Source organism: Halorhabdus rudnickae (assembly GCF_900880625.1).
GTDB lineage: Archaea > Halobacteriota > Halobacteria > Halobacteriales > Haloarculaceae > Halorhabdus > Halorhabdus rudnickae.
In genome coordinates this window covers 1,523,361-1,548,674 of record NZ_CAAHFB010000001.1, presented here as the reverse complement: position 1 = coordinate 1,548,674, position 25,314 = coordinate 1,523,361, and the positions used below count along the sequence as shown (strand labels likewise).

30 protein-coding genes and 1 pseudogene are annotated in these 25,314 nt (G+C 63.3%); 19 read left to right on the top strand and 12 right to left on the bottom strand.

Annotated elements, in window-relative coordinates:
- Positions 1-44: 44 nt before the first annotated feature.
- Complete coding sequence (locus tag BN2694_RS07705; protein WP_135663858.1) at positions 45-908, bottom strand: CheF family chemotaxis protein; 864 nt, start codon at positions 906-908, stop codon at positions 45-47.
- Positions 909-1,202: 294 nt separating this feature from the next.
- On the opposite strand from BN2694_RS07705, the gene radB reads away from it, so the two are divergent.
- Together radB and BN2694_RS07695 are read left to right on the top strand one after the other, a co-directional pair.
- On the top strand, positions 1,203-1,886 hold the full coding sequence (gene radB / locus BN2694_RS07700) for a DNA repair and recombination protein RadB (protein WP_135663857.1): 684 nt from the start codon (positions 1,203-1,205) through the stop codon (positions 1,884-1,886).
- A gap of 50 nt (positions 1,887-1,936) precedes the next feature.
- On the top strand, positions 1,937-2,671 hold the full coding sequence (locus BN2694_RS07695; protein ID WP_135663856.1) for a class I SAM-dependent methyltransferase: 735 nt from the start codon (positions 1,937-1,939) through the stop codon (positions 2,669-2,671).
- Between the two features lie 149 nt (positions 2,672-2,820).
- Here the strand turns inward: BN2694_RS07695 and phoU are convergent, their stop codons facing one another.
- The 5 genes from phoU to BN2694_RS07670 form a co-directional block, all read right to left on the bottom strand.
- Positions 2,821-3,501, bottom strand: coding sequence for a phosphate signaling complex protein PhoU (phoU, locus tag BN2694_RS07690; protein WP_135663855.1), 681 nt, complete (start codon positions 3,499-3,501; stop codon positions 2,821-2,823).
- 87 nt (positions 3,502-3,588) lie between these two features.
- Positions 3,589-4,509: a phosphate ABC transporter ATP-binding protein PstB gene (pstB, locus tag BN2694_RS07685; protein WP_135663854.1), complete on the bottom strand. Its 921-nt coding sequence runs from the start codon at positions 4,507-4,509 to the stop codon at positions 3,589-3,591.
- A gap of 4 nt (positions 4,510-4,513) precedes the next feature.
- Positions 4,514-6,175 (bottom strand): phosphate ABC transporter permease PstA, encoded by a 1,662-nt coding sequence (gene pstA, locus BN2694_RS07680; protein WP_135663853.1) that lies wholly within the window; start codon positions 6,173-6,175, stop codon positions 4,514-4,516.
- A 37-nt stretch (positions 6,176-6,212) separates the two neighbouring features.
- Positions 6,213-7,166 carry a phosphate ABC transporter permease subunit PstC gene (pstC, locus tag BN2694_RS07675; RefSeq protein WP_135663852.1) on the bottom strand — a complete coding sequence of 318 codons (954 nt, stop codon included), beginning with the start codon at positions 7,164-7,166 and terminating at the stop codon, positions 6,213-6,215.
- Between the two features lie 37 nt (positions 7,167-7,203).
- Positions 7,204-8,166, bottom strand: coding sequence for a PstS family phosphate ABC transporter substrate-binding protein (locus BN2694_RS07670; protein ID WP_135663851.1), 963 nt, complete (start codon positions 8,164-8,166; stop codon positions 7,204-7,206).
- A gap of 433 nt (positions 8,167-8,599) precedes the next feature.
- Between BN2694_RS07670 and BN2694_RS07665 the strand changes: the two genes are divergently transcribed.
- The 4 genes from BN2694_RS07665 (at position 8,600) to BN2694_RS07650 (ending at position 12,782) form a co-directional block, all read left to right on the top strand.
- Positions 8,600-9,604: a phosphate uptake regulator PhoU gene (locus tag BN2694_RS07665; RefSeq protein ID WP_135663850.1), complete on the top strand. Its 1,005-nt coding sequence runs from the start codon at positions 8,600-8,602 to the stop codon at positions 9,602-9,604.
- Between the two features lie 205 nt (positions 9,605-9,809).
- The gene (locus BN2694_RS07660; protein WP_135663849.1) at positions 9,810-11,084 is read left to right on the top strand and encodes an RNA-guided endonuclease InsQ/TnpB family protein; all 1,275 of its coding nucleotides are present in this window, start codon (positions 9,810-9,812) and stop codon (positions 11,082-11,084) included.
- 181 nt (positions 11,085-11,265) lie between these two features.
- Positions 11,266-11,934, top strand: a complete 669-nt coding sequence (locus tag BN2694_RS07655; RefSeq protein WP_135663848.1) for a helix-turn-helix domain-containing protein — start codon at positions 11,266-11,268, stop codon at positions 11,932-11,934.
- Positions 11,935-12,020: 86 nt separating this feature from the next.
- Positions 12,021-12,782: an alpha/beta fold hydrolase gene (locus tag BN2694_RS07650; protein WP_135663847.1), complete on the top strand. Its 762-nt coding sequence runs from the start codon at positions 12,021-12,023 to the stop codon at positions 12,780-12,782.
- 81 nt (positions 12,783-12,863) lie between these two features.
- Here the strand turns inward: BN2694_RS07650 and BN2694_RS07645 are convergent, their stop codons facing one another.
- The gene (locus BN2694_RS07645) at positions 12,864-13,235 is read right to left on the bottom strand and encodes a 30S ribosomal protein S8e (protein WP_135663846.1); all 372 of its coding nucleotides are present in this window, start codon (positions 13,233-13,235) and stop codon (positions 12,864-12,866) included.
- A 90-nt stretch (positions 13,236-13,325) separates the two neighbouring features.
- Between BN2694_RS07645 and BN2694_RS07640 the strand changes: the two genes are divergently transcribed.
- Positions 13,326-13,766, top strand: coding sequence for a DUF2240 family protein (locus BN2694_RS07640; RefSeq protein WP_135663845.1), 441 nt, complete (start codon positions 13,326-13,328; stop codon positions 13,764-13,766).
- 1 nt (position 13,767) lies between these two features.
- Complete coding sequence (locus BN2694_RS07635; RefSeq protein ID WP_135663844.1) at positions 13,768-14,106, top strand: hypothetical protein; 339 nt, start codon at positions 13,768-13,770, stop codon at positions 14,104-14,106.
- 20 nt (positions 14,107-14,126) lie between these two features.
- Here the strand turns inward: BN2694_RS07635 and BN2694_RS07630 are convergent, their stop codons facing one another.
- A complete protein-coding gene (locus BN2694_RS07630) occupies positions 14,127-14,786 on the bottom strand; it encodes an HAD family hydrolase (RefSeq protein WP_135663843.1) in 660 nt (219 codons plus the stop codon).
- A 170-nt stretch (positions 14,787-14,956) separates the two neighbouring features.
- Here BN2694_RS07630 and pyrF point away from each other — a divergent pair, with 170 nt between their 5' ends.
- Together pyrF and BN2694_RS07620 are read left to right on the top strand one after the other, a co-directional pair.
- Positions 14,957-15,811: an orotidine-5'-phosphate decarboxylase gene (gene pyrF, locus BN2694_RS07625; RefSeq protein WP_135663842.1), complete on the top strand. Its 855-nt coding sequence runs from the start codon at positions 14,957-14,959 to the stop codon at positions 15,809-15,811.
- Positions 15,812-15,885: 74 nt separating this feature from the next.
- On the top strand, positions 15,886-16,596 hold the full coding sequence (locus tag BN2694_RS07620) for a sensor domain-containing protein (RefSeq protein WP_135663841.1): 711 nt from the start codon (positions 15,886-15,888) through the stop codon (positions 16,594-16,596).
- 22 nt (positions 16,597-16,618) lie between these two features.
- Here BN2694_RS07620 and BN2694_RS07615 read toward each other — a convergent pair whose 3' ends face one another.
- Together BN2694_RS07615 and BN2694_RS07610 are read right to left on the bottom strand one after the other, a co-directional pair.
- Positions 16,619-16,816 carry a zinc finger HIT domain-containing protein gene (locus BN2694_RS07615; RefSeq protein WP_135663840.1) on the bottom strand — a complete coding sequence of 66 codons (198 nt, stop codon included), beginning with the start codon at positions 16,814-16,816 and terminating at the stop codon, positions 16,619-16,621.
- Between the two features lie 39 nt (positions 16,817-16,855).
- On the bottom strand, positions 16,856-17,284 hold the full coding sequence (locus BN2694_RS07610) for a hypothetical protein (RefSeq protein WP_135663839.1): 429 nt from the start codon (positions 17,282-17,284) through the stop codon (positions 16,856-16,858).
- A gap of 146 nt (positions 17,285-17,430) precedes the next feature.
- On the opposite strand from BN2694_RS07610, the gene BN2694_RS07605 reads away from it, so the two are divergent.
- From BN2694_RS07605 to BN2694_RS07580, 6 genes and pseudogenes are all read left to right on the top strand, one after another.
- A complete protein-coding gene (locus tag BN2694_RS07605; protein WP_135663838.1) occupies positions 17,431-17,976 on the top strand; it encodes a CDP-2,3-bis-(O-geranylgeranyl)-sn-glycerol synthase in 546 nt (181 codons plus the stop codon).
- Between the two features lie 85 nt (positions 17,977-18,061).
- The gene (hemC, locus tag BN2694_RS07600; RefSeq protein ID WP_135663837.1) at positions 18,062-19,183 is read left to right on the top strand and encodes a hydroxymethylbilane synthase; all 1,122 of its coding nucleotides are present in this window, start codon (positions 18,062-18,064) and stop codon (positions 19,181-19,183) included.
- Positions 19,180-19,941 (top strand): uroporphyrinogen-III C-methyltransferase, encoded by a 762-nt coding sequence (gene cobA, locus BN2694_RS07595; protein WP_135663836.1) that lies wholly within the window; start codon positions 19,180-19,182, stop codon positions 19,939-19,941. The genes hemC and cobA overlap by 4 nt, the downstream gene beginning before the upstream one ends.
- Positions 19,938-20,711: a uroporphyrinogen-III synthase gene (locus BN2694_RS07590; protein ID WP_135663835.1), complete on the top strand. Its 774-nt coding sequence runs from the start codon at positions 19,938-19,940 to the stop codon at positions 20,709-20,711. Before cobA ends, BN2694_RS07590 begins: the two co-directional genes overlap by 4 nt.
- Positions 20,712-20,773: 62 nt before the next feature.
- Positions 20,774-21,102 (top strand): annotated as a pseudogene (locus tag BN2694_RS07585) (carboxymuconolactone decarboxylase family protein).
- A gap of 246 nt (positions 21,103-21,348) precedes the next feature.
- Complete coding sequence (locus BN2694_RS07580) at positions 21,349-21,504, top strand: rubrerythrin-like domain-containing protein (protein ID WP_135663834.1); 156 nt, start codon at positions 21,349-21,351, stop codon at positions 21,502-21,504.
- Between the two features lie 286 nt (positions 21,505-21,790).
- Here BN2694_RS07580 and BN2694_RS07575 read toward each other — a convergent pair whose 3' ends face one another.
- Positions 21,791-22,756 (bottom strand): transcription initiation factor IIB, encoded by a 966-nt coding sequence (locus tag BN2694_RS07575; RefSeq protein ID WP_135663833.1) that lies wholly within the window; start codon positions 22,754-22,756, stop codon positions 21,791-21,793.
- Between the two features lie 182 nt (positions 22,757-22,938).
- On the opposite strand from BN2694_RS07575, the gene rnhA reads away from it, so the two are divergent.
- Together rnhA and BN2694_RS07565 are read left to right on the top strand one after the other, a co-directional pair.
- A complete protein-coding gene (gene rnhA, locus BN2694_RS07570; RefSeq protein WP_135663832.1) occupies positions 22,939-23,535 on the top strand; it encodes a ribonuclease HI in 597 nt (198 codons plus the stop codon).
- A complete protein-coding gene (locus BN2694_RS07565; RefSeq protein ID WP_135663831.1) occupies positions 23,528-24,103 on the top strand; it encodes a DUF7108 family protein in 576 nt (191 codons plus the stop codon). Before rnhA ends, BN2694_RS07565 begins: the two co-directional genes overlap by 8 nt.
- A gap of 102 nt (positions 24,104-24,205) precedes the next feature.
- On the opposite strand, the gene BN2694_RS07560 is transcribed toward BN2694_RS07565, so the two are convergent.
- Complete coding sequence (locus tag BN2694_RS07560) at positions 24,206-24,565, bottom strand: PadR family transcriptional regulator (protein ID WP_135663830.1); 360 nt, start codon at positions 24,563-24,565, stop codon at positions 24,206-24,208.
- Positions 24,566-24,720: 155 nt separating this feature from the next.
- Here BN2694_RS07560 and BN2694_RS07555 point away from each other — a divergent pair, with 155 nt between their 5' ends.
- Complete coding sequence (locus BN2694_RS07555; protein ID WP_135663829.1) at positions 24,721-25,254, top strand: inorganic diphosphatase; 534 nt, start codon at positions 24,721-24,723, stop codon at positions 25,252-25,254.
- The last annotated feature ends 60 nt before the right edge of the window (positions 25,255-25,314 follow it).

Here is a 25,314-nt window from a genome sequence, read left to right as displayed (position 1 = left end):
GTACGTTTCAGACGGGGGTGAGGCGTGTCTGCCGGACGACAACCTTACTGATCGGCGCTGGCCTCGCTGGCGATCGAGCGCCCGCGTGGTTTGAGATCGACTTCTCGGCGCGTTCGTACTTTCTCGACGACGCCTTGCTCGGCGAGCCGTTCGAAGACGTTCTCGACTTCCCCCACCTCGAGCCCGACGAAGTCCGGGATCTCGAACGGCGAGACACCTGTATAAAGCGCCATCAGCACCTCGCGTTCTGCCTCGGAGAGATCGATGTCCGACTCGACGTGCTGGTCACCCGACCGCAACAGCGACGCCAGGACCGAACAGTCAGTTGGGGACCCCGAGAGGTAGGTCTTCACACTGGTCCCCTCGATTGCGTGTTCGGCCTCGAGGACGGACCGTTCGTTCCCCCTGACTGTCCGCTCAGTTTCGTCGACAGTCCCGACGTCGTCGAGTTCGATCTCGACGAACTCGCCGCTGGAGATCGCCAGTTCGACGGCGTCCTCGCCCACTTTGATCCGGGCCTTCTCCCAGTCGGTGTCCTGTACGACGCCACCTTTTACCGCGGGGTGTTTCGCCAGTACTACTTGCTGGTCCAGACGCGCACCGAACAGTGCCTCCGCAAAGGCCTCCTCGTCGGCCGGCGCGAGCAACAGGACGTTCCGGCCCGCCTGGATCGAGATGTAGCCCGAAACCTGTGCGATCGCCTCGGTGACGTTCTGGCGAGTCCTGATGCTCTGGATGTCCGAGACGGGGATGGTCTGCTTGCCTTCGTTGCTCGCCAAGACGAGTCGCTTATTCGAGAGGACCAATCGTCCAGGGATCCACTCAACGTCGTTGCGTTTCCGCCCGTCTTTGACGACCTGGACGAACCGGCCCTTCGTGTCGGCGAGCGTGTGTTCGCCTTCGCTCATCGATCTCCCGGCCCTTTCCCGATCGTTGGCACCCTGCCGTATTAACCTCTCGGCCGGCGACGGAGTTTCTATCTGATACGGATACCTCGATCCGGGGCGATCAGATCAGCGTCGTTCCGACGAGAGCGGATTCGATCTATATCTGGCCGCTTCGGCGTGGAGACGATGGCGGAGATCGACGACGCGTTGACGTTTGGCCCAAACTCGACAACATCCAGCCGGAGTGTGAGTGAAAGCGACCGTCGGGCTAGGGATCCGCGGGGTTTTTGCACGGACCGGGCGAATCTGCGAACAGTGAGCGACCCGATCTCGACCGGCTGTGACGCTGTCGACGACCTGCTCGGCGGTGGACTCGAACGCGGTGCCGTCACGCAGATCTACGGCCAACCCGCTGCCGGGAAGACGAACTTGGCACTGAGTGGGGCCGTCGAGACCGCTGTGGCAGGTGCGTCGTCGCTGTATCTCGACACCGAGGGCGTCTCGATCGATCGCCTGGAACAACTCGCCGACGCCCGCGGCGATGTTGAGGACCTCGCTTCGCGGATCATTCTCACCGAGGCCCATACCTTCGAAGAACAGCAGGAGGCCGTCCGGGACGCCGAGGAACTCGCCACACAGGTCGATCTGATCGTCCTGGACAGTGCGACGGGATTCTATCGGCTGGAACGCACTGAACAGGAAGACGGCGAGGCCTTGCGGGCGGTCGCCCGCCAGATCACGCACCTCCTCAGCTTGGCCCGCAAGCACGACCTCGCCGTCGCCTTTACCAACCAGGTGTTCAGCGATCCCGACGGCGACCGGGCGCGCCCCCTCGGCGGCCACACGCTCAACCACTGGTCGTCGGTCGTCCTCCGACTGGATCGGTTCCGTGGGGGCAAGCGTCGCGCCACGCTGGAGAAACACCACGCGAAGGCCACTGGCGACACCGCACGCTTTCAGATCACGGACACGGGGATGGCCGGCGTCGAGGACGGCTAATCGCGTCCGTCTCCCATCGGATTTTTGTGTGAACCGCCTGAGAACAGTGCATGGATCCCCACGAGGATGCCTATGGACAGTCAATCCGTGACTACCACGAGCACGGAACGGGGTTCGAAATCATCGAGCGCGACGACGGGCATATCGCGCCGTCGCGGGGACCGGCGATGTACTTCGGTGACTACGATGACTGGGGTACGGACGAACAAACTGCCCTCGGCCACCTCCGGGAGTCAGTCCTCGACGTCGGTTGCGGTGCGGGACGACACACCCTCTACGCAAAGCAGCAAGGCCACGAAGTAGCCGGCATCGACGTTTCGCCTGGCGCCGTCGCGGTAAGTCGTGACCGCGGCCTCGACCGTGTCGAGCAATGTGACGTGAGCGACGTCGACGAAGCGTTCGATTCTGACGCCTTCGAGACAGTACTCATGCTCGGAGTCAATTTTGGACTGGTTGGGACGGGGGAGACTGCACCAACGGTTCTGTCCGCTCTCGCGACGGTGACAACGCCCGACGGCTGGATCCTCGCACAGAGCCGGGATCCACACGACACCGACGAGCCACAGTATCAGGAGTATCACGCGTTCAACCGGGATCGCGGTCGACTCCCTGGTGCGCTCAGGATACGAGCGCGCTACAAAACCTATGCGACGCCGTGGTTCGACTACCTGCTCGTCTCGCCGACAGAGATGGACAGGGTTCTCGCGGAGACCGATTGGGCGCGGACGGAGACCTGGCAGGGCGAAGGCGGGCTGTACACTGCGATGCTGGAGAAAGAGAAGTAACGGGAGGGCATACGCGGCGCTCCGTGCCGCGCCGCGTTTCGCCGAGCGCCTGTGGCGCTCGGATGTTTTTGGCCGAGCTTTTTGCGAGGCGGGTTCCCGCAGGCTCGCTTTGCGAGCCGAGGAAACCCGCCGACGTAAAAAGGTCGTCTCTAGTAGATCAGGGCATCGTCGTTGTCGACCATGTACAGCGTCCGGGCGGCGATGTTGACGGCGTGGTCGCCGACGCGTTCGAGGTCCCGGATCGTCAACAGAAGTCGGGAGACGTCGCGCATCAGACCCTCGATCTCGGCCTCGCTGGTCTCGTCGTCGATCTCGCGTTCGATGAGGTTCCGCATGACCGTGTCGGAGGCGTCTTGACACATCATGTCGACCTCGTCGTCACGCTCACCGATCGTATAACAGAGCTCGGTGTCCTCCTCGGCGTAGGCCTCGATGGCCTGTTTGTTCATCTCGACGACGCTGTCACCGATCGATTGCACGTCGACGTCAGGAGCGAGATCCTGTTCGGCCTCGATAGCGTACTCGCCGAGATTGACGGCGAGGTCACCGACACGCTCCAGATCAGTGATGATCTTGAAGCTGGCGGCAATAAAGCGGAGGTCGCCGGCAACCGGCTGCTGGAGTGCGAGCAAGTTAACACACTCGCGTTCGAGATCGAGATAGAGCTGATTGATTTCGTCGTCACCGTCGATGACGTTGCGAGCGAGGTCGTCGTCTTTCTTCTCTAAGGCATCCAGGCCCGTCTGCAGACGGTCGCAAACGACCTCACTCATGTAGAGGACGTCTTCCCGCAGTTCGTCGAGTTGTTCCTGATATCCTTCACGTGGCATGCTTTGAGTTGTGTGAGTCGATCCTAAATATGTTGTTCTTTTTTAAACGATTCGCGCCGGGTCGGTCACAGCCGACGAGAACGCATGTTACCCAAACTTGCCGGTAATGTAGTCTTCGACGCGCTGGCTGTCGGGATTCTCGAAGATCTTCTCGGTATCGTCGTACTCGACGAGTTCGCCGCCGGTGAGGAACACGGCGGTTCGATCGGAAATCCGGGCGGCCTGCTGCATGTTGTGGGTGACGATGACGACGGTGTAAGACTCGGCAAGTTCTTCGATGAGGTCTTCGATTTTCGAGGTGGCGATCGGATCGAGGGCACTGGCGGGCTCGTCCATCAGAATCACTTCGGGATCGACGGCGATGGCGCGCGCGATGCACAGACGCTGTTGTTGCCCGCCGGAGAGATCCAGCGCCGATTCGTCGAGTTGGCCTTCGACCTCATCCCACAGCGCGGCCCGTTTCAGTGCTGTCTCGACTCGCTCGTCCAGGTTTTCGGTGTCGTCCTGGATACGAAGCCCGTAGGCGACGTTATCGTAGATCGACTTTGGGAACGGGTTGGGGTGCTGGAAGACCATCCCGATCTTTCGGCGGAGCGCGACGGAGTCGACGTCGTCGTCGTAGACGTTTTTCCCCCGGAAGCGCAACTCACCCTCGACGCGGGCGGCGTCGATGAGGTCGTTCATCCGGTTGATACACCGGAGGAAGGTCGACTTGCCACAGCCCGAGGGTCCGATCAGAGCCGTGACGCGGTTCTCCGCGATCTCGAAACTGATGTCGTCGAGGGCCTGGACATCGTTGTAATAGACGTCGAGGTGCCGCGATTCGAGGACAGTCTCGGCAGTGCCGGCAGTGGTCGTCGCCTCAGTCGCGATCGAGCGAGAGAGGTGATCGTCGCTGGTCGGGTCGGCCGTTTCACTCTCCGCGAAATCGCCGGTCCCGTCGCCGGAACCGACGATCGTCGATTGATCGGTGCGATCGTCCGCGTCGCTCACATTGTTTTGTGTCATGGATTCACGCTCGCTCGAACTTGTTTCGCAAGATGATCGCGGTCGCGTTCATCACCAGCAACACGACCAGCAACGTCACGACGCCGGCGGCTACTACACCGTAGCGGAAGTCAGCTTTCGGCTCGAACGCCCAGGTGTAGATCTGCCGGGGCATCGCACTCCCGAGGTCGAAGAAACTGTTCGGGGCTATCCGAACAGAGGCCGCGATCCCGACCAGGAGGAGCGGAGCTGTTTCGCCGATCGCCCGGCCGAGCGCCAGGATCGTCCCCGTGAGGATACCGGGGATCGCCTCGGGCAAGACGACGTTTCGGACTGTCTGCCAGCGGGTCGACCCCATTCCGTAGGCGGCCTGGCGCTGTGAATCCGGGACCGCCTCGATGGCTTCCTGAGCAGAGATGATCACGATCGGCAGGATGAGCAGCCCAACTGTCAACCCACCGACGATGATCGAGCCATTCGGCAAGTGCACGTAGCGGACGAACACGGCCAACCCGAGCAGGCCGTAGACGACAGATGGAACGCCCGCGAGATTCGCGATGTTGATCTCGATCACGGTCACGAACTTCCCCATCGGCCCACTCGAAGGGGCATACTCCTCCAGGTAGATTGCCGCCCCCACGCCGATGGGGAACGTCGCCACGATGACGACGAGCAACAGCATGATCGACCCGACCAGGGCCGGGTAGATCCCCGCGAGTGTCGGCTCGGTGTTGGGCACACTGGTGAGATATGCCCAGTCGAGCCATACTTCCGGCCCGGCGAAACTCAGCGCGTCAGTGAGGACCACGCCCAACAGTGCCCCGGCAATCAGGACGACCGGGAATACGAGGCCGGATACTCCTCGACCCCGGCGATAGATCCCTTCGACGTAGACCCCGACCGGGACAGCCGTCGTCGTGTAGACGATGACCCAGGTCGTGGCTGCGATCCCGGTCAGCAGTTCGAGCGTGAGCGTGCCTAGCCCGCCAGCGAGGATCAGTCCCCCGGCGAACGCCCCGTCCCGCCGGCTCTCACGTCGGCGGCCGACGAACCACCCCGCCAGGGCAGCGACTGGCAGCGTCAGTGTCCCGAGCAGCTGCAGCGACGGCAGCGGGAGCAGGGGCGACTTCAGAATCAATTCGGGAAGGCTGACAACTCGCCGGGTGAGACCGACCAGCCGGGCGACCTGCGTCGGCGGCGTCCCGAACAGGATGGCGACCCCGAGCAGCGGCGCGAGGAGTAGTCGTTCGAGGCCGGCGTTCGGTCGCACTCTGGTGTGTGCGACAAGGGCGACGACCAGCGCGGCGACCCCGATCGCGAGCGCGAAGTACTCCTTGATCGTCAGCAGTTCCGCGAAGACGACGCCTAGTCCGCCGGCGAGTAGCAGCCCGACAATCGGGAGCCCGGTCGTCGTATAAGCGACCTCGCCCGCCGGGCCCTCTGCCCGAAAATAATAGTACGCGCCGAGCGCGACCGCCGGGAGACCGACCGTCGCGAGGAAGACGAGATGCCAGCCCGGGTCGGCCGACAGCGGTCTAAACGCGTCGTTGGCGACGTACAGCAGGAGAACGAACACCGAGAGGAGCCCGATCGAGGTCGCTGTCAGACACAGCGCTTCGAAGACTCGGCCGCGAGTCTGGCTCACTTCACTGTCTTCACCGTACCAGCCGACATCGGTGGTCGCCATCAGACGATCACCTCCACGGGTGCCTTCCGGTGTCCGATCATTCGTATTCCTCCCGATAGTGTGCGGCGATACGGTTGCTCACGAGGTTCATTGCGAACGTGATAACGAACAGCGTCAGGCCGATGGCGAACATGCTCCGGTAGATCGGCCCCGCGGCGTTCTCGGCGTTGACAAGATGGATCATCGCGGCCGTCATCGGTTGGTTGGACTCAAAGAGGTTCGCCAGCGGATCGGCGAGATCGAGCAGTTGTGGGCTCTGACCCATCGCAACGGCGACGATCATGGTTTCGCCGATGGCCCGCGAGAGCGCGAGGATGAACGACGAGAAGATACCCGAGACGGCCGCCGGAATCACGATCCCCGTCGAGACCTCGTACTTCGTCGCTCCCAGGCCGTAACCTGCTTGCCGAAGCGAATCCGGGACAGCGCTCATCGCGTCCTCGCTCAGACTCGAGACCATCGGGACGATCATGATCCCGACCATGATCGAGGCGCTGAGCACGTTAAACGTGCCGACTGGGAGGCCAAACGCGGCGAGGAAGGGAGTCACGTACACCAGCGCGAAGTACCCGTAAACCACCGTCGGAATCCCGGCCAGTATCTCCAGGGCGGGTTTGAGAACAGATCGCATCCGCGAGCTGGCGTATTCAGAGAGGTAGGTCGCTGCGGCCAGGCCGATCGGGATCGCCACCATCGCCGAGAGGACCGTCACGAGGAGCGTCCCGGTGAGCAGCGGCAACACACCGAGTTTTTCCTGGTCGATAATCCATTCTGTCCCGAAGAAGAACGCGGCGGGATCGTAGCCGGCGAAGAACTCCAGGGCCCCACTCGTCAGCACGACGACGATTCCGATGGTCACAAGAATCGAGACTGACGCACAGGCAAAGAGGAGATAGCGGTAGATCCGTTCACGACTTGCCTCGTCGGGTGGCGTCGTGATCGCCGTCGCGGTGTCGGTATTGCCCGTCCCCGTCGTCACGTCCGTGCTCATCGATCCACACCTCCCGTGGGTGGGCGATGGACGGCGATCATGGTGTCTGGAGAACGAGTTTCGCGAGGTTGTCGTCTCTGGTTGCTTCGCCGATCGGGACGTAGCCGACCTCACTCACGAGGTCGGTCGCGGCGTTTTTCAGATAGAAGGAAACGAAATCAAACACTTCGTCCCGCGCGAGGGCGTCCCGGTTAACGTAGATGAACAGCGGCCGAGTCATCGGATATGACCCGGTCGTGGCATTTTCCAAGGTCGGCGCCACGCACCCCTCGTTCGATCCATCGTCGACCGGGACCGCCTTCACCCGGTCGCTGTTCTCGCTGTAGTAGGCGTATCCGAAGTATCCCATCGCGTAGGGATCGTTCTCGATGCCCTGGATGATGATGTTGTCCTCCTCGGTCTGCTCGTGGTCCGGCGTGTGGTTGTATTCCTCGCCCACGACGTGGTTGTTAAACCAGTCGTACGTTCCCGAGGTCGGGGCTGGGCCGAACAGTTTGATCGGCTCGCTCGGCCATTCCTCGCGCACGTCCGACCATTGTTCGACACCGCCGTCCCGCCAGATTTGGGACAGTTCCTCGTAGGTCAGGCAGTCGACCCAGTCGGCATCGTTGTTGACCGCGACGGTCAGGGCGTCCCGACCGACCTGGAACTCGATCGGCTCGACGTCGTTGTTCCCACACGAGGTCCTCTCTTCGTCAGTGATCGGCCGGGAGGCACCGTTGATGTCCGAGGCTCCCGGGCAGAAGTGGTTCTTGAACCCGCCGCCAGTCCCTGTCGGGTCGACGGTGACGTTGACGTCGTGTTCGATCATGAATTCCTGGGCCATCAGGTCCGAGATCAGATAGACCGTACTCGAGCCCTTGACTATCACTTGGCCACCGCCACTGTCGGGTTCCGAACGGACGTTCTCCACGCAACCGGAGAGGGACGCGACGCCTACTCCACCGGCTCCGAGGAGGAAATCCCGTCGAGAAACCGTACACGCGACATCGCGTGCCATTATTAGTCGAAGGCTCCGGAGTAGATAAATATGCTACTATTATCGCTATGATCTATATATAGGTATATATAGTCCAATGGCGTCTGGTACGCTACGCACTGGTCGACGGGTCAACAGCAGCCCTCTTCCGGATTTGATCGACAGCTGTCCCGGACCTTCGGCCCCTAGCCCCCGCTCGGACTGACGCCGGATCGGATCGGGAAACGGGCCAACAGACAGTGTTTTTGTACTTTGGCAGCACTCATTGTACTTCCGGCGCGGTTCCGTTGTAGATGTCGGCGGAACGGTAACCGAAGTCTCCAGCAGCCATGGCCGTTCGCATTCGGCCGGTCGTCACACGACTCATAGCAGCATATATTGATATATAGTAGTTAATAGCAAAAATATATAGATATGGAATGATTTATTGCTCTCCTCCGGTTCACTACAGCGTATGGAGACCCGCAAGGTCCAGGTCACGGGTGGCTCCACGTACACGGTGTCACTACCGAAAAACTGGGCGACAGACAACGAAGTAAGCGCAGGCAGTATCGTCGAGTTCCACTCCGAGGAGGATTTCTTGTTACTCTCACCGAAGGACGAGGAGGAGCGGACACAGGGGACCCTCGACGTGAGCGGGCTGACCGAGGAGACGGAGTTGACCCGCGCGGTGATGACGATGTACGTCAGCGGGTTCGACATCATCGAACTAGAGGCGAGTCGGATCACGGCGGCCCAGCGTCGCGTCATCCGGGACGCCACGCAGGGGCTCGTCGGTCTGGAAGTAATCGAGGAGACGGGCGAGCGCGTCGTCCTCCAGGATCTGCTGGACTCTTCGGAACTGTCGGTCCACAACGCTATCACGCGGATGCGGCTGGTTTCGCTGACCATGTCTGCCGACGCGGTGACGGCGCTCGTCGAGAACGACGCCGACCTCGCCCAGGACGTCATGGAACGCGACGACGATGTCGACCGGCTTTGGTACATGGTCTCGCGGGTATTTCGAACCGTGCTCCGGGACCCGACCACGGCTACCGAGATCGGGTTCCCGCGGGAGACGGTCTTTGACTACCAGTCCGGTGCCCGGCAACTCGAACGCATCGCCGACCACGCGAACAAGATCGCCGGTATCGCGAGCGAGGTCGGCTCAGTCCCCAAAGAAGAGGCGGCGGCCCTTCGAGAACTCCAGGAGATCGCGATCTCTGTCCCCGAGACTGCCATGGACGCCCTGTTGAGCGAGGACCCAGATGAGGCAGTCGAACTCGCCAACGAGGCGCGAGGGCGCATCGACGAGGTCGATCGAAAGGCCCGTGAGGTGGACAACCTCATTCTGGAGTTCGACGACCCACAGCGTGCCCAGCGGCTCGGGCTCGTCGTCGACTCGTTGACCCGGACCGCCGATTATGGGAGCAATATCGCCGAGAGCGCCCTTCAAAAGGCCGCACCGAAACCATCGTAAGCGCCCATATCGGTTCTCTATTACCGGAAAATCAGGCGTAAAGCCCCACCCTCAACGAGCGCCGGGCGTCCGATGCATCGGACGCACAAGCGAGTAGGGTGGGGATACGCGCCGTAAGCTTACTTTGGCTTTCACCGGACTGTGCCTGGCCGGATATTCCACCGAGATGGAAATACTTTTGTTTGTGAGATAACATAGATTACGCATGGCGAATAAGGTCGCCACACGCACCTTTCGGGCGAGGATTCTCAATCACTCGCAAGTGCGTGACGATCTCGATTCGCTCGGGTTCGCCGCCAGCAAGCTCTGGAACGTTGGTCGCTGGACCGCCCAACGTGTCTGGGACGCTTGCGGCCAGATTCCCGGCGCTAACGCGCTCACGGCCTACCTCAAAAAGCACGAACGCTATGCGGACTTGCATTCACAATCCAGTCAACGAGTTCTCCAGGAACTCGGTGAGGCGTTCACCAGTTGGGTCGGCAAGCGCGAAAACGGGGACACGAAAGCGAACCCGCCCGGATACCGCAAACGCAACGGCGACCACCCACGCTCGACGGTCACGTTCAAGCAGGCGGGCTTCAAACACGACGCCGCGAACAACCGTCTCAGGCTCTCGAAGGGCAAGAACCTGAAGGACGGGTGGTCAGACTTCGTCCTCTGTGAGTACGAGGTCATTGGACCGCCCGAGACGGCCATCGAGAACGTCCAGCAGGTTCGTGCCGTGTACGAGCACGGCGAGTGGCGATTGCACGTCGTTTGCCAGGTCGAAATTGACTCCCCAGACGCACCCGGTGACGATGTGGCCGGGATCGATCTCGGCATCTGTAACGTCGCCGCCGTATCGTTTGGCGATGAATCCCTGCTGTACCCCGGTGGGGCGCTCAAAGAGAACGAATACTATTTCGCCAAGAAGAAAGCCAAATGCGACGATTCTTCGTCCCGTGAAGCTACCCGTCTTGACCGCAAACGAACGGGTCGCCGGACGCACTTCTTGCACACGCTTTCGAAAGCAATCGTCGAGGAGTGCATCGAGCGTGGCGTTGAAATGATTGTCGTGGGCGACCTCGCGAGCATCCGCGAAGACGACGAGAACGGCGAGCCTCGCAACTGGGGCGACCACGGCAATCTCGATTTGCACGGCTGGGCGTTCGACCGCTTCACGTCGATGCTCACCTACAAGGCCGAAGAACGGGGCATTGAGGTCGAACTTGTCTCCGAGCGAGACACGTCGAAGTCGTGTTCGGCGTGCGGTCGAAGCGCCGACAGCCAGCGCGTCGAGCGTGGGCTGTACGTCTGTGAGGAATGTGGGCTGGTCGCCAATGCTGATAGTAACGGGGCAGAGAATATCCGACAAAAGGTACTCCCGAATCCTCAACAGGATAGGGATAACGGCTGGTTGGCACAGCCAGCGGTTCGCCTGTTCGACCGTAGCGAGGGTCGTTTCGCCCCGCGAGAACAGGTCATGAACCGCGAACCGTAATATCCCAACTGCGGTCGGGAATCCCCGTCCTCAGCGAGCGCCCGAATGGGCGCGAGCAGGGCGGGGAGGATGTCAAACCCTCCTGCACCCGGAAGTATGCAACGCCGGACCGATATGTAGTGGAGTTGATCCGACTGGCGCGTTCCGATACCCATTAGAGCGTCCCGTTATTGCCAGTGTCATGGCGTTGCGTGCTGTCTACGAAATCACCTGTGAGCACTTGCCGTTCGTCTCGGTCGCAGCCAGCGTTCCTGAGACGACACTCCAGGTACAGCTGGTCGCCAGCCAGGACGAGTACACGCCGTTCGTCGTCACGGTGACGGCGGGGGCGGCGTCGGCCGTCGAGGCAGCCTTCGACAGTAGCTCCTTCGTTGCCGGGTATACGCGAATCGACCACGCCGAAGATCGGCCACGGTACAAGGTGCTCCCGGCTGTGAGCATGAGCGAGCAGTTCCCAGCGGCGTTCGACGTTGGCGGCCTGCAAGCGCTGGCGGACAACGGTTCCGTGATCGACTGCAATCGCGTGACTTCGACCGGCTGGATCCAGTCCGGTCGGTTCGCGAGCCGGGAGACTGTCACCGAGATTCGTGATTTCTGGGAGCACAACGGTGCCTTCGAGTTACGGAAGCTGGAGAGGGTGTCCGACGACCGAGCAGCTGATGCCGTGACCGAGCGCCAGCGCGAGGCGCTGCTGGCGGCACGGGAGATGGGGTACTTCGACGTGCCACGAGACGCAGCATTGGCTGATGTCGCAGCCAAACTCGACATCAGCGCGTCCTCACTCTCCGAACGGCTCCGCCGTGGGCACCGCTCGTTGATCGCGGCGTCTCTCGACGACCCGGACGGGTGATCGTCGGCGCAGCTTCCGTCCCCGACTTGAACGGCCGCATGACTGAGAGTTAACGGTTACTCTGCTCGCCCCTGACTGGTCGATCCATGCAGACTGTCAGATCCGCAGACGGCACACCCATTGCATACGAACGACACGGCGAGGGGTCGCCGCTCATCCTCCTGCACGGATCAAGCGCCGACCGCCACAGTTTCCGACCGCTGCTCCCACATCTCGCCGACGAACACACACTCGTCGTTCCCGACCGCCGTGGCCGGGGCGACAGCGGCGATGGAGACGACTACAGTCTCGACCGTGAGGTTGCGGATCTCCAGGCCATCGTTGCCGATCTCGACGAAGCCCCTGCCGTCTTCGGCCATTCATTCGGCGGGCTTGTCGCGCTGGCGGCCGCACCGAAACTCGACATCCGTCGGCTCGTTCTGTATGAACCGGCCCTCCTCGTCGGAGAGTATCGCGACGACGATCTGGCTGATCGCCTGCAGGCCCACGTCGACGCGGGCGAACGCCGCGACGCACTCAAGCTGTTTATCGAGGCAGGTAGTGGAGTTCCCGACGCGACTCTCCTCCCGTGGTGGCCGGAGGACGCACCGTTCGATCGTGTCGAGACCATCGTCCGGGAGAGTCGAGCTGTCGAGGACTACCGACTGGCTGAAGACCATGGGATTGAGATGCCGACTCTGCTCTTGAGGGGGGACCGTGGCCCGGAACACCTCCGGAACGCGGTGTCGACACTCGCCGATCGACTACCCGACGCTCGAACGACGACACTCGACGGCGTCGGGCACATGGGCCTCGAATCGGCACCTGAACGGGTCGGCGATGCTGTCGCTTCCTTCCTCGATACGTGACGCCAGGACCATGCTGCCCTCGACCCGCCTGTCGGACCTATCGCTATCCGGCTCGATCGTCTCGAAAATGTCGAAATCGGGTTACTCGAGGCGTTCGGCGTTGACCTGCCCGTCCTGTCCGGGACGGGAGGTCACGCGGGCCTCGCCCTCGCTCGTCTCGATGACTGCGCCTTTGGTGATGATGTTTCGCCGGACGTAATTTGGATTGGCGGGGTTCTCGACGACGTTCTCGATCTCGGCGGCGACAGTGCCCTCGTCCGTGGCGACGCTGGCGACGTCGGTTGCGACGGCCCGGACCTTCTCGGTGCCGCCGCGTGCGTCGACGACCTTGAGTTTCCGCTCGCCGACCTGGGTTTCCGTCGGTTCGTCACCGAGTTCGTACTTGCGCTTGTTTCGGGAGTGTCGGCGTCGACCGCCGGTTCGCTTGCGCGTCGAGCGTCCCTGGAATTTCATACCCAAGAGAAGTGCCAGGATATACTTCAACCCCTCGAATCCAGGCCGCGATCGCCAGGTTTAGGAGCGAAAGCGGCCCATCTCCGGGCGATGAGTCTCCGGACAGCCGTCGCAGCCCCGTTCGTCGGGGACGGGACCGATACGTTGCCGCGTAGCGACTTCGTCGTCGACCTCTCGCTCGATCGAGACTGGTTTTCCCCCGAACAGGCCAAACGGCTGATCGACGTCGCCGCCAGCGAGGGATTGCTCGCCATCGAGGAAGACACGCTCGAACTCCAGTTCGACCACGCTTCGGTGACGGTCCCTCCGGAATACGCCCCCGACGAGTCGATCCTGCGGGAGCGTTCGACCTTCGAGCGCGTGCTTGATTCGGTCGTCGCCGAAGGGGTCGACAAACAGGAAGCGGTCGCCGCGATCAACGCCCTCCAATCCGAACTAGCGATCACCCTGGAGGCCGCGGCCGTCCTCTACGCCCGGCGGCGCGGAATTGACGTGGGATCGGCTACCGAACGGGCAATCGAGGAGATTTGAGATGGTCGAGGATCGCATCACTGACGGGGAGCGGATCGCAGAGGTGTTTCGTGCGGAGATCGCGGGCCGTGAGACGGGCGGACTGGATCGACTGTCGATCACCGAGGACGGCACGACGACTGTCCTCCTCGATGGGGCACCGCTGGCGACGGTCGAACCGGGGGAAAACGGTCTCGAGATTCGGTTCCAGCGGGCAAAGGAGATGGTCCGAACGACTGCCGGGGACGCGGGACTCGAAACGCGGTCGGAGAATGGGCCGGTTACGATCGTCGTCGAATCCGCGGCGGCGACCAAACGCGCGACGGATCTGCTTGCGACGATCGCCGAGCGGATCGAGTAGCCGCCGCGGGCGACTGAGAGCTACAACGTTTCGAGTACGTCGAGGAGTTCTTCGTGGAGTCGATCCCGCTCGATGTGTGCGTCTGCACGTGGGTGTGGATCCGGACCGCCCGGGTAGAGGATCTGGACGGCGCGCATACCGGCCGCGAGCGCACCCTCGATATCCGCCTCCGGTTTGTCGCCGACGTAGACTGCCTCTCCAGATTCGACGCCCAGCGCCGCGAGGACCGCTTCGAAGGTCGCCGGGTCCGGCTTGCGGGTCTCCATCGTTCCGGTCACGACGGTCGCGTCGACGAGGTCGGTCCACCCCAGCGCGTCGAGTTTCGAGCACTGGGCGCGTTCGGGGCCGTCGGTCAGGACGCCGACGCGGTAGCCGGCACCGTTCGCGAGGGTCGACAGCAGTTTCTCGGCCCCCTCGACAGGTTCTAAGTGTTCGTTGACGATGCCACGGTAGGTCTCGGCCAGGTCGTGGGGGTCGACGGGTTCGTCCTCGTATATTGTCTCGAAAATGCGCGCGCGTGTCTCGCCCGTTACGGCCTCGCGGTGGGCGTCTTCGTAGGTCCCGTACTCGATCGGTTCTAGTCCGGCCTCGCCGACCGTGTCCGCAAGCAGTGTCTGGCGATCGCGCGCGGTCACGGCAAGCGTCTCGTCGAGGTCGAACACCACCGCCGCGAGTGTCATCAGGTGTTCCTAACCCGACGGGCCTAATTGAGTCTTCCCGTTCGTGGCGATCGGCCAACTGTTCGCTAGCGGTCCACACGACCGATGGGCTCCCTGCCTCGCGACCGACGGGAGTGCGCCCCTCGGGACCGATGGAAATACTTGAGTCGACCGCGCCGGTGGCCCCAGGTATGGACTTCTTCGAGCGATTGGCCGCCCGGATCGACGCGACCGAAAGCGTCGTCTCGGTCGGACTGGACCCCGATCCCGACCGCCTGCCCGAGCATCTCTCCGAGAAGGACCTCCCGCGGTGGGCGTTCAACCGCCGGGTCATCGACGCGACCCACGAACACGCCGCCGCCTACAAGCCCAACGCTGCCTTCTACGAGGGACCGGACGGCTGGCGTGCCCTCCAAGAGACGATCGCCTACGCCCACGGCAAGGGCGTGCCCGTTCTGCTGGACGCCAAACGCGCGGACATCGGTAATACGGCCCGCCAGTACGCCACGGCACTGGACGAGGACGGACTCGACGCCGACGCGATCACGGTCAACCCCTACCTCGGTCGGGACTCTCTTGAGCCCTTCTTGCAGCGCGAGGACGCGGGCGTGTTCGTCCTCTGTCGGACCTCGAACCCCGGTGGCTCTGACCTTCAGGACCTCGAACTCGCCGACGGTGAAGCGCTCTACGAGCGGGTGGCCGCGCTGGCCGATCTCTGGAACCGCAACGACAACGTCGGGCTGGTCGTCGGCGCGACCGCGCCCGAAGAACTCGAAGCACTCCGCGAGCAGGTTCCCGACCTGCCGTTCCTGGTGCCCGGCGTCGGCGCCCAGGGCGGTGACAGCGAGGCGGCGGTCGAACACGGACTCGCCGAGCGACCGGACCTCGCCACGCGCGTCGGACTGGTCAATTCTTCCCGTGGGATCATCTTCGCCGGCGAGGAAGCGGGCGGGCCGGGTGAGACAGATCCGGACGCCTACTATCGGGCCGCGGGAGACGCTGCCAAGCGTCTCAAACGCCGGCTGAACCGCCACCGGGACACCTAAAAGCGTCACGACGAGTTGCCGATATTGCAGTCTATCACACCCATCGGTGTTCTGGAGGGTCATTGGACTGGTCGATGACAACCGTCTCCACTCGGTCGGTGCCGCGACGGATCGTCGGCGTCGTGGCGACGGAGCGAACGTATCGCAACCTGGCGTATCTGTTCTTGCGGTTTCCACTGGGGATCGCGTACTTCTCGCTGTTCCTCACTGGGATCGTTCTCGGGATCGTCTTGCTCCCGCTGCTCGTCGGGATTCCGATACTGATCGGCGTCCTCGGGGCCGCCGATTACGCGGGCGTGATCGAGGCGCAGATTGCCACGGCACTGCTGGAGGTTGAGGCGACCTGGGAGCCGACCGACGTCGGTGAATTATCAGTCGTCAAGTACGCTAAGACGGTCGCGACGACGCCCCGAAACTACGCCCTCGTGGTGTACTTCCTGGCGCAGTTCCTCGTCGGCATGGTCGCGTTCATCGCGCTCACGACGGGACTGGTGCTTCCGCTGGCGTTGCTGGTCGCGCCCCTGGTCTACTGGCTGCCGGGCGTGCGTTACCAGTTGCTGGGCGGCGACGGTTCCATGGTCACGCTCGGTCCGATGTCGATGGAGACATCCGTCGGATCCGGCGGGTTCGATATGGTGGTCATTGACACGTTGCCGGAAGCACTCATCGCGTCGGTCGTCGGCGCGCTGGTCTTGCTGGTCGCGCTGCACCTGTTCAACGCCCTCGCCCGCCTGTTGGGGCGGCTCACGGTCGTGCTCTTCGACTCTGTCGATCAGGGCCAGTAGGTGTGACCGTCTTCAGACACGATCAGAACTGGTATGTGTCGCCGTTTTCCGGCTGGTCGTTTCCGTTCGTCTGTCTGCCACCGCCGACTTCGCCGGCACACTCGACGCAGTACCCGAGTGAGGGCTCATAGTGGCGCTCACAGACGAGTGAGCCACACCGATCGCAGGTGTACTCGGCGTTTCCCTCTCCACAGACCGCACAGAGGCCGGTGGCGCTCATATTGGGTGTTCGACACCGGGACGTTTCAATACTCGGGGCTTACGACACGGTCTCCAGTGCGGCACCGAGCACAAGCCCGACCCCGCCGAGCGCGGTGAGATAGAGACCAATACCCGGCGACAGTGCCTGTCGTGCGAGTTCGGCCCCCGCGCCGCCACCCTTGACTCCCATCGCCGGATCGACGATGTAGTACAGCGCTACGGCCGCAGTGAGGCCGCCCAGAATGCCCACGGCAATCTTGTTGATCCGATCCCAGGGCCGTGCCACCACGAGCGCGGCCGCGATGATCGCAAACGCCAGGGTGAAGACCCCGTCGCCGTCGATCCCGCTGACAGTCACGCTCGTCCCCAGGATCGACGCAGTAATCCAGGGCAGAAAGGCCGCGATCACGACGACGACCGCGCTCCCGATCGAAAGCTGTTCGCCACGCGAAAACTGGAATCTGGAATTCGTTCGTGTCTGTGACATTGGTCCTGTTATTGACCGGCGTTCTCGCCAATCACGTATATAGCTGGGGTATTCTCCCGGTATCGTCCGTGCACAACCGTCTTCGACGATCACTCACGGATCGAATAGCCATCGCTTAAGCGTCGCCACGCGAAGCCATCGACAGAATGTCTTGGCTCGCTGTGATCGCGACGGCACTCTGGGCGATGTTGCCTGCCTACGTCCCGAACAACGCCGCAGTGCTGGCTGGCGGCGGCCGGCCCATCGACGGTGGTCGATCCTGGGGCGGGCGGCGGGTACTCGGCGACGGCAAGACCTGGCGCGGGACGGCCGCAGGGACGGGTGCGGGGACCGTCCTGGCGCTCGCCCTCGACGCGCTTGCCCCGGCTGCGAGCGATGCACTGGGAATGCCCCTCCCGGGATTTCCCCTCTCAGCGGCCGTCGCCCTGGCGCTGGGCGCCATGCTCGGCGACGTCGCCGCCTCGTTCATCAAACGCCGCCTGGACAGGGACCGCGGCGCGCCGGTCCCCGGACTTGACCAGCTCGACTTCGTCGTCGGTGCGCTGGTGGCCGCGGCGCTCGCCACCCCCGGCTGGTTCGCCGATACGTTCACGTTCCCGGTGATTGCCGTCGTGATCGTCGCGACGCCGCTGTTGCACGTCGGGACGAATGCCATCGCCTACGGTCTCGGACTGAAGGACGAGCCGTATTGAGTAGCTGGCAGGGGAGTGTTCTGCCGCCTACACCTCTGAGGGTCGAGCGGTGGGGTTATCCCGCTCGACCGTGGAGACCGATCCAATGAGTAGCCGAGCCAGCACGCTGACTCTGGCGACACGGGGATCGGATCTCGCGCTCCGGCAGGCCGCGACCGTCCGGGACGCCCTCGCCGGTCGCCGGCGCGAGGTCGAACTCCACGAGGTCGAGACCGCCGGCGACCGGATCGACGACGAACTCATCCACCGCCTGGGCAAGACGGGCGCGTTCGTCCACAGTCTCGACGAGCGCGTCCTCGCAGGTGAAGCTGATGCGGCCGTCCACTCCCTGAAGGACGTGCCCACCGAGGACCGCGAGGGCCTGATCGTCGCCGCGGTTCCCGAACGCGGTCCCGCCGGCGACCTCCTGGTCTCTCCGGATGGAGTCTCGCTATCCGACCTCTCGGAGGGCGCGACTGTTGGCACGTCAAGCCTGCGCCGGCGCGCCCAGTTGCTGGCCGAACGGCCCGACCTGGACGTCCAGCCGCTCCGGGGTAATGTGGACACCCGCGTCGAGAAACTCCTCGCGCCGACCCTCCACGCGGAGCACGAGGCCCGCGTCGAGGCCGAAGAAGCCGAGAACGGGGACGACACAGACGACGAAGGCGACGCGGACGAAGAACCTCAGTTCGAACGGACCGTCGAGGAGTGGTTCTCCGATCTCGCCGAGGTCGAACGCCGGGCACTGGAACGCGATGTCGACACCGAGTACGACGCGATCGTCCTCGCCGAGGCCGGGATGGAACGGCTTGGGCTGATCCATCACGTCGAGTACGAGCGGCTCCCGCCCGAACAGTTCGTTCCCGCGCCGGGACAGGGGACTCTCGCCGTCGTCGCGAGCGACGAGGCAGTCGTCGAGCGGATTCACGAGACGCTCGACGACCCCCGAACGCGCGTCGAGGCGACCGTCGAGCGGACCATCCTCGAGGAACTGGGCGGGGGCTGTGTCGCCCCGATCGGCGTCCGGGCTCTCTTCCAGGGCCGAGTCGTCACGACGACCGCTCGGATCCTTTCGCCGGACGGCGAGGAGGAAGTGGCCGATCGCCGGACGCTGCCAGTCGAGAATCATCCGGAGGCGGCCCGCGAGATGGCGGCGGACCTCGCCGACCGCGGCGCAGCCGAGTTGATCGAACGTGCCCGTGAGGACGCGGCGGGGGATTCGACGTGACTGGCGACGTCGGGACGGTCTACCTGGTCGGCAGCGGCCCCGGCGACCCCGAACTGTTGACGGTCAAGGCCCGCCGGTTGCTCGAAGAGGCCGACCTCGTCATGCACGATAAGTTGCCCGGCGAGGACATCATCGAACTCGTCCCCGCCGAGGCCCGCGTCGACGTGGGCAAGCGCGCCCACGGCGACCGGACGCCCCAGTCCGAGATCAACCGCCGGCTGGTCGAACGCGCCCGGGAGGGCAAGACGGTCGTCCGACTGAAGGGCGGCGACCCGACTGTCTTCGCCCGCGGTGGCGAAGAGATGGCCTATCTCGCCGACCACGACGTCCCCTTCGAGGTCGTGCCCGGTGTCACCTCGGCGACCGGCGGCCCCGCAGTCGCGGGCATCCCGCTGACCCACCGCGAGTTCGCTTCCAGCGTCACGGTCGTCACCGGTCACGAGGACCCGACCAAGGCGGAGTCGGCTGTCGACTGGGAGGCGCTGGCCGCGACCGGCGGGACGATCGTCGTATTGATGGGTGTCACCCGGCTGCCCGAGTACACCCGCGCGCTGATCGACGCCGGGATGGATCCCGACACGCCCGCGGCGCTGGTCGAGCGCGCGACCTGGGACGGCCAGCAGGTCGCCACCGGGACCGTCGAGACCATCGTCGATGCCCGCGATTTGGTCGGGATCGAACCGCCGGCTGTGACGGTCATCGGCGAAGTGGCGGGCGTCCGCGAGGACGTCCTGGAGTGGCTGGGGGGATACGAGTGACTGCCCAACGATCTGGAGCGGGCGCAAACGACGGTTCGACTCACCGACCGCGCGTCGCCGTCTTCCGGCCCGACGACGACCGGCTCCGGGACGCAGTCGCGCTGCTGGACTCGCTCGGTGTCAAGCCGGTCGCCGACTCCATGCTGGCCGTCGAGCCGACCGGGGCACTGCCCAGAGACGACGCGGCGTTCGTCGTGTTCACGAGCAAGACCGGGGCCGAACTCGTCGCCGAGGAGTGGACGGCCGGCGAGGAGACGGTGTGTGCGATCGGTGAGCCGACGGCCGCAGCGCTCCGGGAGCACGGGATCAGCGTCGATGTCGTCCCAGAAACGTTCTCCTCGACGGGGCTGGTCGACGCGCTGGGTGACAGCGTCGACGGATCGCGGGTCGAGATCGCCCGGAGCGATCACGGCAGCGACGTGCTTCCCGAGGGGCTGTGGGACGCAGGTGCCTACGTACACGAGACGGTCCTCTACCGACTGGTCCGGCCGGACGACGCGGGCGAGTCCGTGCGGCTGGCCGCCGAGGGCGATCTCGACGCGGCGCTGTTCACCTCCTCGCTGACCGTCGAGCACTTCCTGGCGATCGCCGACGAGCGCGGTCAACGTGAGGCCGCGATCGAGGGGTTGCGTGCGGCGGTCGTGGGAACCATCGGCGAGCCGACCCGCGAGACGGCGACCGACCACGGGATCGACGTCGACGTGGTTCCCCACACGGCTGACTTCGAAGCGCTGACCGAGGCAGTCCTCGATCGGCTGGAAGGGGAATAAGCGTCCGTTTTCGGTCACCTCACGGCCCAACAGTTAATCTACCACCGTCTGAAGGGGCTCCCATGGCGGACGAGATCGACGACATCGACGAATTACCGGATGCGCCCGCGGCACTGGCCAGGACTACCCCGACGTGTGGGACGCCTACGCCGACCTCGGGGAAACCTGTTCTGCGGCCGGCGGGATCGACGGGGAGACCAAACGGCTCGTAAAACTCGCCCTGGCGGTCGGCACCCAATCGGAGGGCGCCGTTCACTCACACGTCCGGCGGGGCCTCGAGGAAGATGTCGATCCCGAGACCCTTCGACAGGTTGCGATCCTCGCGATCCCGACGATCGGCTTCCCGAAGGCCATGGCTGCCCTCACCTGGATCGACGACCTCGCGGAGTAAGGTCCCGACCGCGAAACTGTGAGTGTTCCCGATAGCGAGACAGATCTAGACGGTGTTCCCGCCGAGGACGATTGAGTCGGCTTATCGTAACTCAATGTTCTCTGATACGATGACGGCTACTGATCGTTTCATCCCGGCCTGAGAGAGTCCTGATCACTCCGTTTCTTTTTGACATACAATCACATTTTGTTGTCCTTGTATTCTTCTTACGATTAATATTTAAGGATAGACGATGAGCATTCGACCATGCCACATGGCCAAGACGTCGAAGCGGAAAACGACCCGACGAGTAGTTCTACCTACGAGTGCCTCCAGTGTGGTGACATCGTCGAAGCCAAGACCCATCCTGGAGCCTGTGACTGCGGTGGCGACTATCAAAACCGGGCGAAATCCCTGGAGTAATTTTTCTTGCGCTCCGTCCGGCATCGGATACCTACCCAGGAGAGCGCAGTCCGCGATCGGACAGTGGCGTCACGCCAGACATGTCTTGAGCCGACGAGGGCATCTCCGGAACGATGTGGTTCGAGGACCGGTGTCGGTGAGACAGTCGATACGGCGATCGCGAGCGGGAGTGACCGGGCGGTAGTTGGCCGACCCACGAGATCGGTGACGACAGATACAACCGAATACGGGCAGCAGCGTCAGCATTCGAAACAGGGGTCGGACAATCAGGCAACCCCGGACGGGCCTAGCTGTGGATGCCCATCGCCTCGATCTGCTCCTGGTAGCGGTTACGGATCGTGACTTCCGTCACCTGAGCGACGTCGGCGACTTCACGCTGAGTTTTCTTCTCGTTGCACAACAGAGAGGCGGCGTAGATCGCGGCGGCGGCGTAGCCCGTCGGGGACTTCCCCGAGAGCAGGCCCTTCTCGGCGGTCGTCTCGATGATCTCGTTGGCTTTCGACTGGACTTCCTCGCTCAGTTCGAGTTCGGAGCAAAAGCGGGGGACGTACTTCTTGGGATCGACTGGTTCCATCTCGAGGCCGAGTTCCTGTGAGATGTATCGATAGGTTCGGCCGATCTCCTTGCGCTCGACGCGGGAAACCTCGCTGATCTCCTCTAGACTCCGCGGGATACCTTCCTTCCGACAGGCCGCGTACAGCGCAGAGGTGGCGACGCCCTCGATCGAGCGCCCGCGGATGAGGTCTTCGTCCAGCGCCCGGCGGTAGATGACGGATGCGACCTCCCGGACAGATCGGGGGACGCCCAGCGCGGAAGCCATCCGGTCGATCTCACTCAGAGCGAACTGGAGATTGCGCTCGCCCGCGTCCTTGGTCCGGATGCGTTCCTGCCACTTTCGCAGTCGGTGCATCTGGCTGCGCTTCTTCGAGGAGATAGAACGGCCGTAGGCGTCTTTGTCTTTCCAGTCGATGGTCGTCGTCAGTCCCTTGTCGTGCATCGTCTGGGTCGTCGGCGCGCCCACGCGGGACTTCTCTTGGCGCTCTTGGTGGTTGAACGCCCGCCACTCCGGTCCCGGGTCGATGCTCTCCTCCTCGACGACCAGCCCGCAGTCCTCGCAGATGATCTCGCCCCGATCCCCGTCTTTCACCAGGTTCTCAGAGTTACACTCCGGACATTCCCGCACCCCCTCTTGTTCGTCTTGCTCGGTCTCGGATTCACGCTCGCGCTCCCGCTGGCGGGTGGACCGTGTCATCGCACTTTTATAGTAGCATCTTCACCTAACTTAAATGCTTGGTGTTTTTGTCGCCACTTGTCATATACTGCTGGTCGGAGGGGGCGACCGGGCCACCGGCTTGGATGCAAGGATGCATGCGGCGATCTTATCGGGCGTCCCGACCGGAAACGTCTAACCCGTCGACAGAATAAGCCCGGCCGATGCCGGTCATCGAGTGCGACCCATCGGCCGCCCGCGATCGCCTCCGGGACGGGGGGGTCGAGATCGAACCAGGCAACACTGATCACGAGCGCTGGCGCGCGAGTCACGCGGGTGCGACTGCCGTCGCCTACGACGGGAAGGTCGTCGTCCAGGGTGGCGATCCCGAACGTCTCGTGGGACTGCTGTCCGACGACGGGGGACGCGCCCACGTCTACGTCGACGGCGCATCCCGGGGCAACCCTGGCCCCGCGGCGATCGGCTGGGTGGTCCTCACCGGCGAGGGGGGGATCGTCACCGAAGGGGGCAAGCGGATCGGCCGCGCCACCAACAACCGGGCGGAGTACGCGGCGCTGATCCACGCCCTGGAAGTGGCCGCCGAGTACGGCTTCGACGCCGTCGAGGTCCGTAGCGACTCCGAACTCGTCGTCCGACAGGTTCGCGGCGAGTGGAACACGAACGACCCCGACTTGCGCGAACGGCGGGTTCGCGTCCGGGAGTTGCTCGATGGCTTCGAGTCCTGGTCGCTCGAGCACGTCCCGCGGGAGGTCAACGAACGGGCCGATCGGTTGGCCAACGAGGCGTTCGAGGATGACTGAACCGGGTGAACACTCGAGTACGGACGAACTCCCAGTCAACGTGGTCGAGACGGCAGAGCGACTCACGCGCCAGGCTCGGCGGGCCGACGCCGAGCGAGCCGAAGCCTACCGCAAGCGCCGTGACGAGACCCTCACACGGTACGGTTTCGAGGCGCGTGTCCGTGACGGTGTGGACGGGGATGTCCTCGTCTGCTACCCCGCCGAGTGGCTCGCGGACGGCGAGGTCGTCCTCGAGCGGATCGACGACCGTTCGCGCGCAATCGAGCGCCCGCTGGAAGGCGGTGACGATGACTGGGAAGCCGTCGAACGGGACAACAGCGCCCTCGTCGAGCAAGTCGCTGACCAGCACGGTCCCGTCCACGGGGCCAACGTCCGTGCGTTTGCCGACTTCATGGGAAACCACCACGCCACCCGGATCGCCCGTGCAACCCCCGAACACGTCGTGGAGTTCCGCACGGAGTATTACCCACGTAACGTCTGGCCGAGCGACCAGCAGCGCACCGTCCTGGTGGAGTCGCTCCGGTTGGCCTTCGATGTAGCGGGCGTCGATCGGCCACCGATCGAGTGATGCTGGGTCGTGGGGAGATGAAGTCGTACCGACGGCTGGTCGTGCGAAATCATTACCACGGTCTGATGGCGAAAACGCCACTCAAACCGTTGTCAGAACGTCTTATCGGGCCGCTTCGAGAAGGTCTTCGAAGTCTTCGGCTCGATCTTCAGTCTGGATAATCTTCGCAAGTTCCCACTCGATCTGCTCGAGGAGGACCTCGTAGCCCTTCTCGGTGAGACCGTACTCGTTGGTCCGCTTGTCAAGTTCGCTTTTCTCCACCAGATCCATCTCGACGAGGTCGTCGAGGTTGGGATAGAGCCGCCCGTGGTTGACGTCCGAATCGTAGTAGGTCTCGAGTTCACGCTTGACCGCGAGCCCGTAGCGGGCCTCTTCGGCCAGGATGACCAAGATATTCTGCTGGAACGCGGTCAGTTCTCGTGCGATACTCGGAGCTTCTATTTCGCTTTGCGCCTCTGACATGGTTGGATGAATGTCATCACGACATTTAACCTTTGTCAACTGTACCGACAGTACGCGAAATTTCTCTTCTGGTATTTTGTCGTTATGACCTCGGTGGCTGGGCCCCATTTCGGGACTCGAAAGGCATTTTTTTCGGCCTGCCGGAGGGGGATGTGATGACGAATCTTTGGACCGATCTCGAGACCGGACCGAACCCGCCAGAGGAGATTTACGCAGTCGTTGAGTGCCTGAAAGGCGAGCGCAACAAGTACGAGTACGACAAAGACGTGCCTGGCGTCGTGTTGGACCGTGTCCTGCACAGCAACGTCCATTATCCCAGCGACTACGGGTTCATTCCCCAGTCGTATTACGACGACGAGGACCCCTTCGACGTGCTCGTCCTCGTCGAAGACCAGACGTTCCCGGGCTGTGTCATCGAGGCTCGCCCAGTCGCACTGATGAAGATGGACGACGACGGCGAACAAGACGATAAGGTCATCGCTGTCCCGACCGAGGATCCACGGTACGACCACATCGAGGACCTCGAAGACATCCCCCAGCAGACGCTGGACGAAATCGACGAGTTCTTCGCGACCTACAAGAACCTAGAGGAAGGCAAAGAAGTCGAGACGCAGGGCTTCGAGGACAAGCAGGCTGCGATGGACGCGATCGAACACGCCCAGGACCTTTACGAGGACAACTTCGCCTAACGCGAACGCTGTACGGTCGTCGCAGTGTTTTTTCCGGCCCGTGATGTTCCCCGGTTATTG